This is a genomic window from Arthrobacter sp. AG1021, from assembly GCF_003633665.1.
GTDB classification, from domain to species: Bacteria; Actinomycetota; Actinomycetes; order Actinomycetales; family Micrococcaceae; genus Glutamicibacter; species Glutamicibacter soli.
Map to the genome: position 1 here is coordinate 639,682 of NZ_RBLB01000007.1, position 15,264 is coordinate 654,945.

The window sequence follows — 15,264 nt, forward strand, 5'->3', positions numbered from 1 at the left end:
TGCGCCACGGTAATCCCGTGGCACAGGCGGCCATTACGCTCTCACCCGGGTTATCCGGGCTTCGAAGCCTCGCTTAGAGGGCTGCGAAAACTTCGCGCAGCAGGCGTGCGGTCTCCGAAGGAGTCTTGCCCACCTTCACGCCGGCAGCTTCCAGTGCTTCCTTCTTGGCCTGGGCAGTGCCAGCCGAGCCGGAAACGATGGCGCCTGCGTGGCCCATGGTCTTGCCCTCAGGGGCGGTGAAGCCTGCCACGTAGCCGACAACCGGCTTGGTGACGTTGGCCTTGATGTATTCGGCTGCCCGCTCCTCGGCGTCGCCGCCGATTTCGCCGATCATCACGATGGCCTTGGTTTCCGGATCCGCCTCGAACGCAGCCAGGGCGTCGATGTGGGTGGTGCCGATGACCGGGTCGCCGCCGATGCCGATGGCGGTGGAGAAGCCCAGGTCGCGCAGTTCGTACATCATCTGGTAGGTCAGGGTGCCGGACTTGGAGACCAAGCCGATCGGGCCCTTGCCGGTGATGTTGTTCGGGGTGATGCCGACCAGCGCCTCGCCCGGGGTGATGATGCCTGGGCAGTTAGGGCCGATGATGCGGGTGATCTGGTTGCCGTCGGCGTCGACCTTGGACTGGGCCAGGGCCCAGAACTCAGCCGAGTCCTGCACCGGCACGCCTTCGGTGATGACCACAACGAGGCCGACCTCGGCCTCGATGGCCTCGACCACTGCATCCTTGGTGAACTTCGGCGGAACGAAGACGATCGACACGTCAGCGCCGGTCTCGGCCTTGGCCTCTGCCACGGTGCCGTAGACCTTGATCTCCTGCTCGCCGTGGGTCACGGTGGTGCCGGCCTTGCGTGCGTTCACGCCGCCGACGATGTTGGTGCCGGCCTTGAGCATCAGGGCGGTGTGCTTGGTGCCTTCGCCGCCGGTGATGCCCTGGACGATGACCTTGGAGTCCTTGTTCAGGTAAATGCTCATTGTTCGCTTATCCCTCTTACTTCGCTGCGTTGGCGAGCTCGGCGGCCTTGTCGGCGCCCTCGTCCATGGTTGCTGCCAGGGTCACCAGTGGGTGGTTGGCTTCGGCCAGGATGGCGCGGCCTTCTTCAACGTTGTTGCCGTCCAGGCGGACAACCAGCGGCTTGTTCGCTGCGTCACCCAGGGTGTTCAGCGCGCCGACGATGCCGTTGGCCACTGCGTCGCAAGCGGTGATGCCGCCGAAGACGTTGACGAACACGGACTTGACCTGCGGGTCGTTCAGGATGACGTCCAAGCCGTTGGCCATGACCTCAGCCGAGGCGCCGCCGCCGATGTCCAGGAAGTTCGCCGGCTTCACGTCACCGTGGTTCTCGCCAGCGTAGGCGACGACGTCCAGGGTCGACATGACCAGGCCTGCACCGTTGCCGATGATGCCCACTTCGCCGTCCAGCTTGACGTAGTTCAGGCCTGCAGCCTTGGCCTTGGCCTCCAGCGGATCGGCTGCGCCCTTGTCCTCGAGCTCTTCGTGAGCCGGGTGGCGGACCTCGGAAGCGTTGTCATCCAGGGAGACCTTGCCGTCCAGTGCGACGATGTCGCCTGCACCGGTCTTCACCAGTGGGTTGACCTCAACGAGGGTTGCATCCTCTTCCTTGAAGACGGTCCACAGCTTCTGCAGGGTCTCTTCGACCTTGGCGCGCAGTTCCTCGGCGAAACCGGCAGCTGCGACGATCTCGGCGGCCTTTTCGGCGTCGATGCCGACCAGCGGATCCACTGCAACGCGAGCCAGCGCCTCCGGGCGCTCCTCTGCCAGCTGCTCGATCTCCATGCCGCCCTCGACGGAGCACATGGCCAGGTAGTTGCGGTTTGCGCGGTCCAGCAGCACGGAGAAGTAGAATTCCTCGGCGATGTCCGCACCCTGTGCGATCATGACCTTGTTCACGGTGTGGCCCTTGATGTCCATACCGAGAATGTTCGATGCGTGCTCGAAAGCCTCGTCTGCGGTCTTGGCAACCTTAACGCCGCCAGCCTTGCCGCGGCCGCCAACCTTGACCTGAGCCTTAACGACTACGACGCCGCCGATCTTCTCAGCTGCTGCCTTGGCTTCTTCAGGGGTGTAAGCGACGATACCGGCAAGCACGGGTACGCCGTGTGCCTCGAATAGATCGCGCGCCTGGTACTCATACAGGTCCACGGGTTTGTGTCCTTCGTTCGAAGTTCATGCTGACTCGCGGCACAGTCACGGACCAGTGTCCGCGCCGTACCCAAAGAGAGCGCACCGCAACCAAACAGACGCCGAAACGGCGTCTTAGCCCGTGCGCATTTCTCAGACTATCCTTACTTTCGCGATCTTCCCACTTTTACACGTTGTAGAGATTCCGCGCATTTCTCCGATTGGCTATCGCTGTGACCAAGCCAATATCGCAATTGGGTTGACTACTCTACAATTTCGAGGGGCGCGTACCGAAGCAGGAGTCGTTTCTCGGAATCCGGAAATTGGACCTTGGCCACGGTTTTGTCGCCAGCGCCTTCCAGGGCGACGACTGTGCCCAAGCCAAAGGCCGTATGCTTGACCGACTGCCCGACCTTAGGGATCACGATCTCCTTGTTCTGCACCACACGCTGCTTCGACACCGGAGCGGCGTTGTGCCCGCGGACAGTATTGTTCGCCACCGACGAACCTGCTCCCCAATGGCTTCCGCGCTCGTAGCGGCTCGTGGCGAAATTCACCGAGCTGGAACCGAAGGACAGGCCGGGGCCGAAGGACGATCCCTCGCGCTTCCAGTCGATCAGCTGGGAGGGAACCTCTTCCAGGAACTGGCTGGCAGGGTTGTACTGCGCCTGTCCCCAGAGGCTTCGCTGCTCGGCACGCGTCAGGTAGAGGCGCTCGCGGGCGCGGGTCAGCCCCACGTAGGCCAGGCGGCGCTCTTCGGCCAGCTCCTTTTCATCGGTCATGGAGCGCTGATGCGGGAAGACGCCGTGCTCCATGCCGGTCAGGAACACGACCGGGAATTCTAGGCCCTTGGCCGTATGCAGGGTCATCAAGGTCACCATGCCCTCGCGTGCCGCCATGGCTGCGCCCTCGTCATCGCTAGGGGCTTCCGGAATCTGGTCTGCGTCGGCCACCAGCGCGACCCGTTCCAGGAATCCGGCCAGGCCGCCCTCCGGTTCGTCGTTGACGTAGTCGCGCACGACGGCGACCAGTTCCGCGAGGTTCTCAACCCGGGACTCGTCTTGCGGGTCGCTGGAGGAACGCAGGGTTTCGAGGTATCCGGTCTGCTCAAGCACTGCTTCCAGCGCTTCGGCCGGGCCCGAGCCTTCGGCCACGATCTTCAGGTCGTCCATGAGCGCCACGAAAGCCGCGGTCATCTTGATGCCCCGGGTGCCCAGGCCCGGAGCCTCGTCCGAGCGGCGCAGCGCTTCCATGAAGGAGATGCGCTCGCGCTCCGCCAGCGCGGCGACGGCGCCTTCGGCGCGGTCGCCGATGCCGCGTTTCGGCTCGTTGAGGATGCGCCGGACGTTGATGTCGTCTTCCGGGTTCACCAGGGCGCGCAGGTACGCCAACGCATCCTTGATCTCCTTGCGGTCGTAGAAGCGGGTTCCGCCGACCACCCGGTATTTCAGATCGACGCGCATCAGCTGCTCTTCAAGCGCGCGCGACTGGGCATTGGTGCGATAGAAGATGGCGATGTCGCCGGGGCGTACGTCTTCGTCGTCGTTCAGCCGCAGGATCTCCTCGGCGATCCAGCGGGCTTCGTCCGACTCGGACTCCCCCACGTAGCCGACGATTTGCTCGCCGTCGCCGCTGGCGGTCCACAGGCGCTTGTCGTTGCGGTCCGGGTTGAGCTTGATGACCTCGTTGGCAGCGGTCAGGATGTTCTGCGTGGAACGGTAGTTCTGCTCCAGCTTGATCGTCGCCGCGTTCGGGTAGTCCTTCTCGAACTCGATGATGTTCCGGATGTCGGCGCCGCGGAAGGCGTAGATGGACTGGTCCGAATCGCCCACCACTGTCAGTTCGCCCGGAGGGGTCTTCCCGTCGGGCCCGGTGAGTTCGCGAACCAGCGAATACTGGGCGTGGTTCGTATCCTGGTATTCGTCGATCAGAACATGGCGGAAGCGGCGGCGGTAGTTGTCCGCCACGGCCGGGAACGCGCGGAACATGTAGACGACCTGGCCGATCAAGTCGTCGAAGTCCAACGCGTTCGCCGCCCGCAGGCGCTGGGTGTAGCCGCGGTAGACCTCGGAGACGGCCCGGGAGAAGGGGTCGTTCGTGTTGATGGTGGCCGCGTAGTCCTCGTCGTCGATCAGCTCGTTCTTCAACGAGGAGATCTTGTGCGCGATCGCCTTGGGCGTGAAGCGCTTCGGGTCGATCTCCAACCCCTTGGAAACCAGGGTGATCAGTCGCAGCGAATCCGCCGAGTCGTAGATCGAGAAGTTCGACTTCAAGCCGATGGTGGCAGCTTCGCGGCGCAGGATGCGCACGCACGACGAGTGGAACGTGGAGATCCACATCTTCTTCGCCTGGTCCTCGCCGATGAGCTCGGCGGCGCGTTCGCGCATTTCGGAGGCGGCCTTGTTGGTAAAGGTGATGGCCAGGATTTCATGCGGGCGCGAACGCCCCGTTGCCAGCAGGTACGCAATTCGATGGGTCAGCACACGCGTCTTGCCCGAGCCGGCGCCGGCGATGATCAGCAGCGGGCCCCCTGCATAGCGCACGGCCTCTTCCTGCTGCGGGTTCATGCCTACCAGCAGTTCGTCCGCGGTCGGCAAAGCCCGAGGTGAGGGTTCAGGAGCGAAGTCATCAAAAAGGAAATCCATGGTGTAGCCAGTCTACGTGCCGCGTTGGACAGTATCGTGATGCCGGCCGAGCGAACCGGGACACAGCCTACCGGGCATAATGGAAGGTATGGCAAAGAAGGTCAGGAAGTCCAAGGAATACCGCAAACCCTCCCAGTTCGTCGAACAGCAGGGTGAGGCTCTGGACCGGAAGCTGAACAAATACAACGTTCAAAGCACTTCCCACGAGAACAAATCCAATCCCATGCTGCTGATCTCCGCTGGATTGGCCATCAGTCTTTTTCTGTTTATCTATCTCCATGGGATGGCGTTGAGCCAGATGACCGATCTCAGCAACAACCTGTCCATGCCGGACCAGCGGGTCTTCGGCTACACGGTGGAGGATATTGAAGCGCTGCGCAGCGCCATGGACGAGGACGCCCGGGGGCAGCTGAACTACGTTCACAAGACCGCCGGCATACTCTTCCCGCTGTTCACCGCCGCCATGAGCATGCTGCTGTTCATCCGCTGGATTCCGAACCGCCGGACCCGGTTGCTGGCGTGGTGCGCCCCCTTGGGGTTCGCCGTGGCGGATATCGTGGAGAACTTCGCTATCGATGCCCTGTTCACCGCCAACGAGGTGACTGCCGGAGCGGTCATGTTCGCATCGATCCTCACCACGATTCGTTGGGCGTTGCTGATCATCACCGCTGGGTTGATCATCGGGCTCGGCCTTTCCCGGGCCAACCGGTCGTTGAAGCGCAAGATGGCCGAGGTCCGCGACCAGAGCTCCTAGCGTGGCAGCGTGGTTCACGACAGCAAGTACCTAGTAGGATAGTCTTGTTGGTGTTTTCACGCCCAGCCTCTGTAGCTCAGTAGGATAGAGCGACCCTCTCCTAAAGGGTAGGCCGTCGGTTCGATTCCGGCCAGGGGCACCAATACGAGAAAGGCGCTTCCCCGCGATATTCATCGTGCGGAAGCGCCTTTCTCGTCTGCCGCGTCCGGGCGTCAGCTCCCGGACGCGCCAAAGGGCGCGTTCCACGGGGAACGCGCCCTTTGGCGGCCTAGCTGCGATGAACGCTTAGCGCAGCAGCAAAGCGGTGGCCTTTGGCGACAGCGAGGCGTCCATGACGACGCAGGCGCCGCCGACGGCGCCGACGTTGGCGCCCAGCGCGGAGGTGCGGGTGTCGATGTCGTGCACCGTACGCAAGCCGAAGCGGCGCTTGACCGCTGCGTCGACGTCTGCGCCGACGAGCTCGCTGACCTTGTCCCACTGCGGACCGCCGAAGACAACCTCGCGGACATCCAGCGCGTTGGCCAGCTGGCCTGCGACTTCGCCAGCCATGACCATGGTCTCGGTGACCAGTTCCTTGGCCACGGCATTGCCTTCCAGCGCCAGCTCGGTGAGGCGGTTCATGCCTTCTGCGCGCTGTTCTGGGCCGAGGATTTCGTAGGCCGGTAGTTCCAGGCCGCGTTCTTTGGCCTTTGACGCGATGAATTCGTAGGAGGTGCCGGAAGCCAGGCAGTCATCTGCACCGCACGCTTCGCAGAACACGGACTTGTGGCCCGTGGAGTAATGCCCGATCTCGCCGGCGTTGTTGCTCGAACCGTGGTGGACTTCGCCATCGATGACGATGCCGGCGCCGAAGCCGTGGCCGCAGTACACGAAGACGAAGTCGTCGGTCTTTTCTTCCTTCGACTGCCACAGTTCCCCAACTGCGGAGGCAATCGTGTCCTTTTCGATGATGACCTGCAGGCGCAGGAGCTTGCGCAGCGGGTTGACGAGTTCGACGTCGGCCCAGCCGTCAAGCAGCGGCGGGTTCAGAACCACGCCTTCCTCGACGTTCACCGGACCCGGCACGGCAATGCCCACTCCGACAATATGCTTCTTCGGAACACGGATCTCTGCGATCAGTTCCTTGACGGTGGTCGCCATCAGCTGCACGGTTTCGGAAGCCACTTCGAGGTTCGGGACTTCGATGCTGCGCTCGCGCAGGACTTCGCCGCGCAGGTTCATGGCCACGAAGGTCAGAATGCTGGGGTCCAGATGGATACCGATCGAAACCAGACGGTTTCCTTCCAGCTCGAGCACGGTGCGTGGCTTGCCCGGGCCGGAAACGATGGTGCGGTCTTCACGCACGATGCCGTCGTCAAGAAGACGACGCACAACATTTGAAATGGTCTGCGGTGACAGACCCGTCGAACTTGCCAGTTCGACGCGGCTGATTCCATCCGGTGCCCTGCGGATGGATTCAAGAATTACGGCTTGGTTGAAGTCTCCCAAGCGCCCTAGGTTGGTACCCCGTCGCATTAATGCTCCATAGATCTATAAATTTGATGGATCGATCTTTCCGTTCCTCGGCTTTCACCTGTCACCACCCACTCGGTCAAAAAATTGCGAGTAATAAGACCACGGCGAACAACAACTAAAAACGTTGGAGATCCACTTATGCACGTTACCACCTGCGACGGCTTCGCACACGCGATATTGTGAATTCATGAAGAAAAAATTGACTATATCAGCCGCTTGTTTAATCAACAACCAAGGAGAAATATTGCTGGTCCGCAAACGCGGGACGAGCAAATTCATGCAGCCTGGCGGCAAACCCGAGAAAGGCGAGTCACCTTTACAAACTGTCATTAGAGAAATTAAAGAGGAGCTCGGTGTCGAGTTCGCACCGGACGAGCTCGAGTACCGCGGCGAGTGGCATGGCCCTGCCGCCAACGAGGCTTCGACCTCGATTCACGCGCATCTTTTTTCGGGGCGTTTCAGCGGCGAGCTCGAACCGTTGGCCGAGCTTGAAGAGCTGCTCTGGATCGATCCAAAGCAGGCGCTGCTGCGTGACGATCTCGCGCCGCTGCTGCGCGAGCACGTGCTCCCGTCGGCAATTGAACGCGCCAAGGCCTAGTCGAGGTCTCCCGCCTGCAGTTGCGCGGTGTCAGCCCGCCTGGAGGTAGACATCCCACGAATCGTCGATCTGGTTGAGCCCCGAGACCAGATGCCCGCCATAGCGCGGGCGGTGCGGGGTGACGCGGAGCTGCCAGCCGAGCTGTGCGAGCATCTTGTCGGCCTTACGGCTGTTGCAGGCCAGACAGGCCGCTACCAGGTTCTCCCAGGTATTCTGACCGCCCCTGCTACGGGGAATGACATGGTCGATGGTATTGGCGGACTTGCCGCAGTAGGCGCAGGTAAACCTGTCCCTACGGAGAACGCCCCTACGGGTGACATGATTCATGTCCCTGTAGGGGCGTCGTACATAGCGCTTTAAGACGATTACCGTTGGCCGCGGTAACTCGCCGTGAGCGCTGCGCACGGGCGACGAGTCATCTTGCAGGACGATAGTGGCTTTCTCCGCCATCACCAGCAAAAGGGCTCGACGGAAGGTCACCACGGCCAGGGGCTCGTAGCCGGCATTCAAAACCAGTGTTCGCATCTTGCAGTACTTCCTTCTCGAACCGATAGCCGCCATCTGGCATTGGTGGGGCTCGCGTTCCCTACGGAGAGGCTCTATCGCAAGCCTAAAGGATCAGCCCTCTGCTATGTGAGGGTTCAAGAAAGATATTCTGCGAAGTTCATCTGCGAAGACCCAGATGTTCATCCTGGTTAAAGGCATAAGCCGCCGAACGTCTTTCACGTTCGGCGGCTTATGGAAAGTTTTTAGGCTTAGCGAGCCAGGGTGTAGTAACCGTACAGCGGGTTACGGCTCACCGAGTGGATCATGGTGTCCACGGTTGGGTTCTGTGCCCCGATCATCTGACCGCCGCCCAGGTAGATGCCTACGTGGCCGCCACCGTTCTGGAATACCAAGTCGCCCGGCTTAGGGTTGCTGGTGCGCTTGAACTGGCCGGAACCCAGGATTGCCGAGGTGCCGCGGGCGATGTTGATGCCGTGCTGTGCGTAAACGTACTTCACGAAGCCCGAGCAGTCCCAACCCGATGGGCCGTTGCCGCCCCATACGTATGGAACGCCGACGTACTTGGCAGCGGTAGCCGCGATACCTGAGAGGTTCGAAGTGTTGACCGAAGAGCTGCTCTTGGCCTTCTTCTTGGTGCTGGTCGACTGGGTGGAGTTCGACTGGCTGTTGACGTTCTGGCGGGTCACCGGAGCGAAGTCGTCCGAGGAGCTGCTGGAGGACGACTGGTTGGAACGGGTGGTCGGCGCCGTGGCGTTCGACGAAGTCGAGGTGACCTCGTTGGCCACTGCGATAACAACCGGCTCCGGCTTCTCGTCGGCGGTGAAGCTGGCGCGCTCGATATCAACCGAAGACTTCTTGTCTGCGGCAACGCTGACAGCCTTGACTGCCACGCGCTCTGGGTTGATGGTGTCAACCGGAGCCGCGGAAACGTCGCGTGGAGCAGTTGCCTGGCCAGGCACGCCCAAGGTGATGATCAGACCGGAAGCTGCAGCTACGACTGCTGCCTGACGACCTACAGAGCCAGCGTTCGATGCAACAGCCTGCGAGATCGCTTCCAGAGAATTGGTACGTGGCACATCGGCGCGGCGACGTCCATGAGTTTGACGCTTGGTCACTTTTTAAAGCCTCTCCTTGATACCTACGAGGTAAGCTGTCGGGTTCGAAGTGGAGTTACCTCGGTGGATTCGAAGTTTCCTTCTCTTCCACTTCACCCCTAGGGTTGTTAGTTCAAACTAACGACCCGATATTGGTTCCCCCGCCACTGCCGTACGAGTTGTTTATAACTGCACATTGCGTGTTGGCAGTGCTCGGTTCTCACGCAATGTTGCTCAGGGAGATCCCCCTGGCACGCATATAAGCCTATAGGATGATTTTCCAAATGTCACGTTTAGGTCACGGAATGGTGACGAAGAACGTTACAACCAGCCGGCTGGGTCTTTGAACTGCCCGTCGATTATGACGTCGAAGTGCACGTGGCAACCGGTCGAGTTGCCGGTGGTGCCGCTCAGCGCGATCAGATCTCCCCGCTTGACCTTGTCGCCCACGTTGACCAGAACCTTCGTGTTATGGCTGTAACCGGTTTCCAGTCCATCGCCATGGTCCACCATTACCCGGTTGCCGGAGTGCCCGGCCCAGCCTGCGACGGTTACGGTACCCGAAGCGGAGGCGTAAACCTCAGTGCCGCAGGCCACACCGTAATCTGTACCACCATGGATCATGGTGCCAGCGCCGGTCGGGTTATTGCGGTGCCCAAAAGGCGAGGTAATGCGGTTCGACTTCACCGGGCGGTCAAGCAACCCGGACGTCGACTTGATGGCAGTGACGTTGCCGCCAGAGGCTGCCATAACCTCGGAGAGCTTCTCTTCTCCCGCAACATTAGGGTTCAGTTCGGAAGTCAGCGCTGCGCGTTCAACTTCCAGTCCAGCCGATCCTGGCGCGGTGACGTCCACGACTGCGGAAGTTGCGGTGCGTTCGGCGGCAACGGCCACGTCGTCGCTGGACCAACCCGAGAACTGTGGCGCGATAGCGGCAAGGGCCAGGCCCGAAACTGCGGCAACTGCAGCGACTTTGTGGCTAAAGCCAAGTCGCGATGGTTTTTTGGTATCAGCGTCCAGCTGCGAGATGAACTCGACATTGCTCGAGATCTCTGCGGATTCAGGCTGGGCAGCGACTGCGCCCGGCAGAGCAATGACATTGCTGTCTGCATCTTCCAGCACCAGCATCTGGCGGGTAGGGGCGATGCCGTAGCGTGCGCGTTCCTCGAAACGGCGACCTACGTAGTTGGCATGCACCGGTGCTGCAGGCTCGATGGCAACAGCCGATTCGCTCACCCGCGATGCGCGACGTCCACCCGCACGCTCGGTAGCGGCAGCTGCGATTTCGCCAATCACATCCAGCTCAACAACGGCGGCGCGGCGGCCGGTCGTCTTGGTTTCTACCAAAACATTCCTCTCATGTAGCGCCTACGAAGTTAGCTGTCGGATTCGGCTCCTGAGAATGAGCCGGCCTGCTTTTGGCAGGACTTCACCCCTAGACGTAAACGTCGGAAAGTGGGTCCCCCGCTATTGCCCCATAAACTGACTTCCCATCCGCGCGCAGGGCAATACTAGGCGTTCGCGCAATGTATGGGCTGGTGCGGGTCTAACCCCGTGCACCGTGTACTAACGTTACCCGTCAAAAGGGAAAGTTACAATTTCGTTATCTTTTGTGGGACTTGACGAATACATGGCTGCTGACCTCTACCGGAAGCTCCAAAGCGCCCTCTACACCCTGCACGCGCACGACGATGTAGTCTTCAGCACGCTCAAGGGTGACAATCGCCCCAGGGCGGATTCCGCCTTCATTCAGCTGTCCCAGCAGGATCGGGTCAGTCTGGATAGGTTCCGCGAGGCGCTCGATTGCCAGCGGTCCTTCCACTCCATCCAAAAGAGCCTGGTCAAGGTTCTGAACTTCCGATGAGATTTCGCTCACTTTTGGCCCGCCAAGGACCTCTAAACCCGGAATTGGGTTGCCGTACGGGGAGACCGTCGGCTTCCCCAGCAAGTCGTAGAGCCGGCGCTCGACGCGCTCGCTCATGACGTGCTCCCAGCGGCAGGCTTCTTCGTGGACGTACTCCCAGTCGAGCCCGATCATGTCTGCCAGCAGTCGTTCAGCAAGGCGGTGCTTGCGCATGACGCTCGTTGCCAGTTCGTGACCTTTCTGGGTCAAGGCAAGATGGCGGTCGGTGGAAACCACGACGAGGCCGTCTCGTTCCATCCGGGCTACGGTCTGCGACACAGTCGGGCCTGAGTGGCCCAGACGCTCTGCGATTCGGGCGCGCAAGGCCACGATTTCCTCTTCTTGCAGTTCAAGAATGGTACGCAGGTACATCTCGGTTGTATCGATAAGGTCAGACACGGCAGCCGCTCCTGGAAGTCACAACAATAAGTTCGTAAAAATAATGAGACGTCACTACACACTCTACTGGGTGCGCTGGACATATTCGTTACGGGGCCGGCCACCGAGGATGTCGTAACCCTCCGTCCGGTTTTTCTCTGAAACGCTCACGGTTTGCGAAGATAGTACTGAAACGCCTGAACCCACCCGCCTTATTCCGCGCCGCGGAACAGCGGGTTTTCAGCCCTTCAATCTATAGCTATATCGAGGAGCACGATGAGCACGGACATCACCATTCCACAGAATCTTTTGCCAGCCGACGGTCGTTTCGGCGCCGGTCCGTCCAAGGTTCGCGCAGAGCAAGTCCAGGCGATTGTTGAGGCAGCGGATTCCCTCCTGGGCACCTCGCACCGTCAGGCTCCGGTCAAGAACCTTGTGGCATCGGTCCAGAACGGACTGAAGGAAATGTTCAACGCGCCAGAGGGCTATGAAGTTCTGCTGGGTGTCGGCGGCGCTACCGCGTTCTGGGATTCGGCCGCTTTCTCCCTGGTGCGCAACAAGGCGCAGCACCTGTCGTTCGGCGAGTTCGGCTCCAAATTCGCCAAAGCCACGGACAAGGCCCCGTTCCTGGCTGCCTCGACCATCATCACCAGCGAGCCGGGCAGCGTTCCTGTTCCCGCCGCCGAAGCCGACGTCGATGTCTATGCATGGCCTCACAACGAGACCTCCACCGGCGCTGCAGCCCCGGTCAAGCGCGTAGCTGGCGCCAACGATGACGCACTGATGGTCATCGACGCCACCAGCGGCGCCGGCGGATTGGCCGTGGACTTGGCCGAAACCGACGTCTACTACTTCGCGCCGCAGAAGAACTTCGCAGCCGACGGCGGCCTGTGGATCGCGTTCGTTTCCCCGGCGGCCATTGCGCGCATCGAGGAAATCGCCGCCACCGACCGGTGGATCCCGGACTTCCTGAACCTGAAGACCGCTCTGGACAACTCGTTGAAGAACCAGACCTACAACACCCCTGCACTGACCACGCTGGTCATGCTGGATTCCCAGATCAAATGGATCAACGCCAACGGCGGACTCGCCTGGGCCGCTGAGCGCACCGCCGAATCCGCGGCCAAGGTCCAGGCCTGGGCCGAGGCCTCCGACATCGCTGCGATGTACGTGGCGAATCCGGAACACCGCTCCAACGTCATTTCCACCGTCGACTTCGACGACAAGATCGACGCCACCGCCATCGCCAAGGCGCTTCGCGCCAACGGCGTGGTCGATGTGGAGCCTTACCGCAAGCTCGGCCGCAACCAGCTGCGTATCGCAACCTTCGTCGCGATCGATCCGAGCGACGTCCAGGCACTGCTGAACTGCATCGACTACGTGATCGAACAGCTCTAGTCCCCACGACGCACGACACCACAACAGCGAAGGGCTCGGACCACATGGTCCGAGCCCTTCGCTGTATGCCTGTTTCGGCGCTAGCCGTCCTTGCGTGCGCGGTTGCGTTGCGCGGCGCGGCGACGTGCGGCGGTTCGCTGGGCAGTGCGCCGACGGCGGACCTGGCGTCGAGCCGGTGACTTGACCGACTGCAGCTCTTCCTCGTCCGCAACCTCGTCGGTCGCGAGCTCGTCCTGTGCAGGAACGGCGTCAGCTTCTCCCTCAGGAATTGCCTGCGGCTGCTCCGAACCCTGCTCATCCTGCGCGGCCGCCGAGGTCTCAGCCTCTGTAGGCTGCTCGCCTTCAACGGCGCTGTGCTCGGCCTCTGCGGCTTCGATCTCCTCCTTGGCCAGACGATCCGCCCACGGCACCCAGGCAGGAGCCAGCAGTGAATCCTCGCCGGCAATGATCCCGACCTCGCACACTGTCAGATCTTTGGCCTTGGCCCGTGGCACCCGCGCAAGTGTCGCGAACCATGTCCAACCTTGGTATCCCTTTTTATGGGAGATAAATCTATGGGTGACAAGTCGCTCACCCTCGGCCGTGACGCCGAGGTGTTCGCCGATTTCGGATTCCCCGGCGATTTCAGCCAGGGATAGCCGCGCGGTATCGACCGCTTCAGCGAGGAGGGTGTCCAGCTTGGGTTTACGGGCCATTGTTTATGCGTCCAGATCGTCGGCTACCGCGCGCAGCACGGTAGCTACCTTTTTGCCGTATGCATGTTCAGGATAGCGCCCATTGCGCAAGGTATTCGAAACGCTGTCCAGCAATTTGATTAGGTCCTCGATGACGACGGCCTCGGCTTCGGGCTTCTTGCGCTTGGCGCGAGCCACCGACGGGGCCGCTTCGAGCACCCGGAGGCTCAAGGCCTGCGGTCCGCGACGGCCCTCGGCCACACCGAACTCAAGGCGCGTTCCCGGTCGCAGCTCATGCATGCCGTCGGGCAGGGCCGCTGCGTTGACGTAGATCTCTTTGCCGTCTTCTGCGGTAATGAATCCAAAGCCCTTGGACTTCTCGTACCACTTAACCTTGCCGGTAGGCATGCTGTAATACCTCGTTCGTTTCTCGTGCGTAGCTGCATGGCCGAGGCCTGCTCAGCACCATGCATATTCAGGTGTTCGCTTCCGCGGAGCTTTCACCGGGCTTTTCGAATTCTTTTCCCGGGTGCTCGACGCACGGAGTCGAACCAAGTCGTTTACCTTTGATTATGTCATTCATCCGGACACAAAATCACCTTGGGCGCTCTTTGACTCGGGACTCCCTCCTCCGGGACGGCAACGGTAAAGTAGGAACGGTGAGCACCTTATCCGTCACCCTGTCCGTTGTTTCGCGTCTAGCCATCGGCGTTGCCGTAGTTTCCACCCTGGCATTGGCTGCGACGCTGGTGCTCTATTTCCAGGAAATCAGCATCCCGCCCTTCCTGATGATTCTGGGCGTCTGGGGCCTTCCGGTCGCCTTCCTGCTGGGCGTTGCAGTCGTTATCGGCAACGTCATCCGGCGTCGCAACAACTAATTTTCTACCCCAGCATTCATACAGGAATCTCCCAGACTTCTTAGGCACACTGGGTTTCATGAGTGCAAAAACCCCAGAGGCAAAACTTCTCGTTGTCGATGACGAGCCGAATATCCGCGAGTTGCTGTCCACTTCCCTGCGCTTCGCAGGTTTCGAAGTTGTCTCCGCAGCCAACGGCCGGGACGCCCTGGCAGCGGTTGAGGCCGAGGAACCTGACTTGGCAGTGCTCGACGTGATGCTTCCGGACATGGATGGATTCACCATCACCCGCAAGCTGCGCGCCGCGGGGCGCCATTTCCCGGTCCTGTTCCTCACCGCACGTGACGACACCTCGGACAAGGTCACCGGCCTGACCGTGGGCGGCGACGACTATGTCACCAAGCCGTTCAGCCTGGACGAGGTCGTCGCACGCATCCGCGCAGTCCTGCGCCGCACGTCTTCGGGCGAGGAAGAGAACGCCACCATCGTGGTCGCCGACCTCGAGCTGGACGACGACGCGCACGAGGTCCGCCGCGCCGGCGAGATCATCGACCTCTCCCCCACCGAGTTCAAGCTCCTGCGCTACCTGATGATGAACCCGAACCGCGTGCTGTCCAAGTCGCAGATCCTGGACCACGTGTGGGAGTACGACTTCAACGGCGACGCGTCGATCGTCGAGTCCTATATCTCGTACCTGCGCCGCAAGGTCGACCGCCCCGAATGGCCTGCGCTGATCCAGACCAAACGCGGCGTCGGCTACCTGATGCGCACCCCGGACCGCCGCTAGCCGCGTCCGT

15 protein-coding genes, 1 tRNA gene and 2 riboswitches are annotated in these 15,264 nt (G+C 61.2%); of the genes, 6 read left to right on the top strand and 10 right to left on the bottom strand.

Going from position 1 to position 15,264, the window contains the following annotated elements; all coding sequences use genetic code 11:
• Positions 1-73: 73 nt before the first annotated feature.
• The 3 genes from sucD to pcrA form a co-directional block, all read right to left on the bottom strand.
• The gene (sucD, locus tag DFO58_RS08325) at positions 74-976 is read right to left on the bottom strand and encodes a succinate--CoA ligase subunit alpha (protein WP_047118295.1); all 903 of its coding nucleotides are present in this window, start codon (positions 974-976) and stop codon (positions 74-76) included.
• 16 nt (positions 977-992) lie between these two features.
• Positions 993-2,165: an ADP-forming succinate--CoA ligase subunit beta gene (gene sucC / locus DFO58_RS08330; RefSeq protein WP_047118294.1), complete on the bottom strand. Its 1,173-nt coding sequence runs from the start codon at positions 2,163-2,165 to the stop codon at positions 993-995.
• Between the two features lie 242 nt (positions 2,166-2,407).
• Positions 2,408-4,789: a DNA helicase PcrA gene (gene pcrA, locus DFO58_RS08335; RefSeq protein ID WP_120990161.1), complete on the bottom strand. Its 2,382-nt coding sequence runs from the start codon at positions 4,787-4,789 to the stop codon at positions 2,408-2,410.
• An 88-nt stretch (positions 4,790-4,877) separates the two neighbouring features.
• Here pcrA and DFO58_RS08340 point away from each other — a divergent pair, with 88 nt between their 5' ends.
• Together DFO58_RS08340 and DFO58_RS08345 are read left to right on the top strand one after the other, a co-directional pair.
• Positions 4,878-5,543: a hypothetical protein gene (locus DFO58_RS08340; protein WP_120990163.1), complete on the top strand. Its 666-nt coding sequence runs from the start codon at positions 4,878-4,880 to the stop codon at positions 5,541-5,543.
• Between the two features lie 65 nt (positions 5,544-5,608).
• Positions 5,609-5,685, top strand: a tRNA-Arg gene (locus DFO58_RS08345).
• A gap of 143 nt (positions 5,686-5,828) precedes the next feature.
• Here the strand turns inward: DFO58_RS08345 and DFO58_RS08350 are convergent.
• On the bottom strand, positions 5,829-7,058 hold the full coding sequence (locus tag DFO58_RS08350; RefSeq protein WP_120990165.1) for an ROK family transcriptional regulator: 1,230 nt from the start codon (positions 7,056-7,058) through the stop codon (positions 5,829-5,831).
• Between the two features lie 187 nt (positions 7,059-7,245).
• Between DFO58_RS08350 and DFO58_RS08355 the strand changes: the two genes are divergently transcribed.
• A complete protein-coding gene (locus tag DFO58_RS08355) occupies positions 7,246-7,656 on the top strand; it encodes an NUDIX domain-containing protein (RefSeq protein WP_047118290.1) in 411 nt (136 codons plus the stop codon).
• 30 nt (positions 7,657-7,686) lie between these two features.
• Here DFO58_RS08355 and DFO58_RS08360 read toward each other — a convergent pair whose 3' ends face one another.
• From DFO58_RS08360 to DFO58_RS08375, 4 genes are all read right to left on the bottom strand, one after another.
• Positions 7,687-8,181 carry an HNH endonuclease gene (locus tag DFO58_RS08360; protein WP_120990168.1) on the bottom strand — a complete coding sequence of 165 codons (495 nt, stop codon included), beginning with the start codon at positions 8,179-8,181 and terminating at the stop codon, positions 7,687-7,689.
• Between the two features lie 230 nt (positions 8,182-8,411).
• Complete coding sequence (locus DFO58_RS08365) at positions 8,412-9,278, bottom strand: C40 family peptidase (RefSeq protein ID WP_120990170.1); 867 nt, start codon at positions 9,276-9,278, stop codon at positions 8,412-8,414.
• A 5-nt stretch (positions 9,279-9,283) separates the two neighbouring features.
• Positions 9,284-9,448, bottom strand: a riboswitch (cyclic di-AMP (ydaO/yuaA leader).
• Between the two features lie 130 nt (positions 9,449-9,578).
• Positions 9,579-10,604 carry a M23 family metallopeptidase gene (locus DFO58_RS08370; RefSeq protein WP_120990172.1) on the bottom strand — a complete coding sequence of 342 codons (1,026 nt, stop codon included), beginning with the start codon at positions 10,602-10,604 and terminating at the stop codon, positions 9,579-9,581.
• Positions 10,605-10,606: 2 nt separating this feature from the next.
• Positions 10,607-10,785: riboswitch (cyclic di-AMP (ydaO/yuaA leader) on the bottom strand.
• Positions 10,786-10,860: 75 nt separating this feature from the next.
• Positions 10,861-11,559 carry a metal-dependent transcriptional regulator gene (locus tag DFO58_RS08375; RefSeq protein ID WP_047118287.1) on the bottom strand — a complete coding sequence of 233 codons (699 nt, stop codon included), beginning with the start codon at positions 11,557-11,559 and terminating at the stop codon, positions 10,861-10,863.
• A gap of 255 nt (positions 11,560-11,814) precedes the next feature.
• Between DFO58_RS08375 and serC the strand changes: the two genes are divergently transcribed.
• Positions 11,815-12,936: a phosphoserine transaminase gene (serC, locus tag DFO58_RS08380; RefSeq protein WP_047118286.1), complete on the top strand. Its 1,122-nt coding sequence runs from the start codon at positions 11,815-11,817 to the stop codon at positions 12,934-12,936.
• 80 nt (positions 12,937-13,016) lie between these two features.
• Here serC and DFO58_RS08385 read toward each other — a convergent pair whose 3' ends face one another.
• Together DFO58_RS08385 and DFO58_RS08390 are read right to left on the bottom strand one after the other, a co-directional pair.
• A complete protein-coding gene (locus tag DFO58_RS08385) occupies positions 13,017-13,631 on the bottom strand; it encodes a DUF3027 domain-containing protein (RefSeq protein ID WP_047118285.1) in 615 nt (204 codons plus the stop codon).
• Positions 13,632-13,634: 3 nt separating this feature from the next.
• Positions 13,635-14,018: a cold-shock protein gene (locus DFO58_RS08390; RefSeq protein WP_047118284.1), complete on the bottom strand. Its 384-nt coding sequence runs from the start codon at positions 14,016-14,018 to the stop codon at positions 13,635-13,637.
• 251 nt (positions 14,019-14,269) lie between these two features.
• Between DFO58_RS08390 and DFO58_RS08395 the strand changes: the two genes are divergently transcribed.
• Both DFO58_RS08395 and DFO58_RS08400 read left to right on the top strand, forming a co-directional pair.
• The gene (locus DFO58_RS08395; RefSeq protein ID WP_047118283.1) at positions 14,270-14,488 is read left to right on the top strand and encodes a hypothetical protein; all 219 of its coding nucleotides are present in this window, start codon (positions 14,270-14,272) and stop codon (positions 14,486-14,488) included.
• A 58-nt stretch (positions 14,489-14,546) separates the two neighbouring features.
• Positions 14,547-15,254 (top strand): response regulator transcription factor, encoded by a 708-nt coding sequence (locus DFO58_RS08400; RefSeq protein WP_047118282.1) that lies wholly within the window; start codon positions 14,547-14,549, stop codon positions 15,252-15,254.
• Positions 15,255-15,264: the final 10 nt, after the last annotated feature.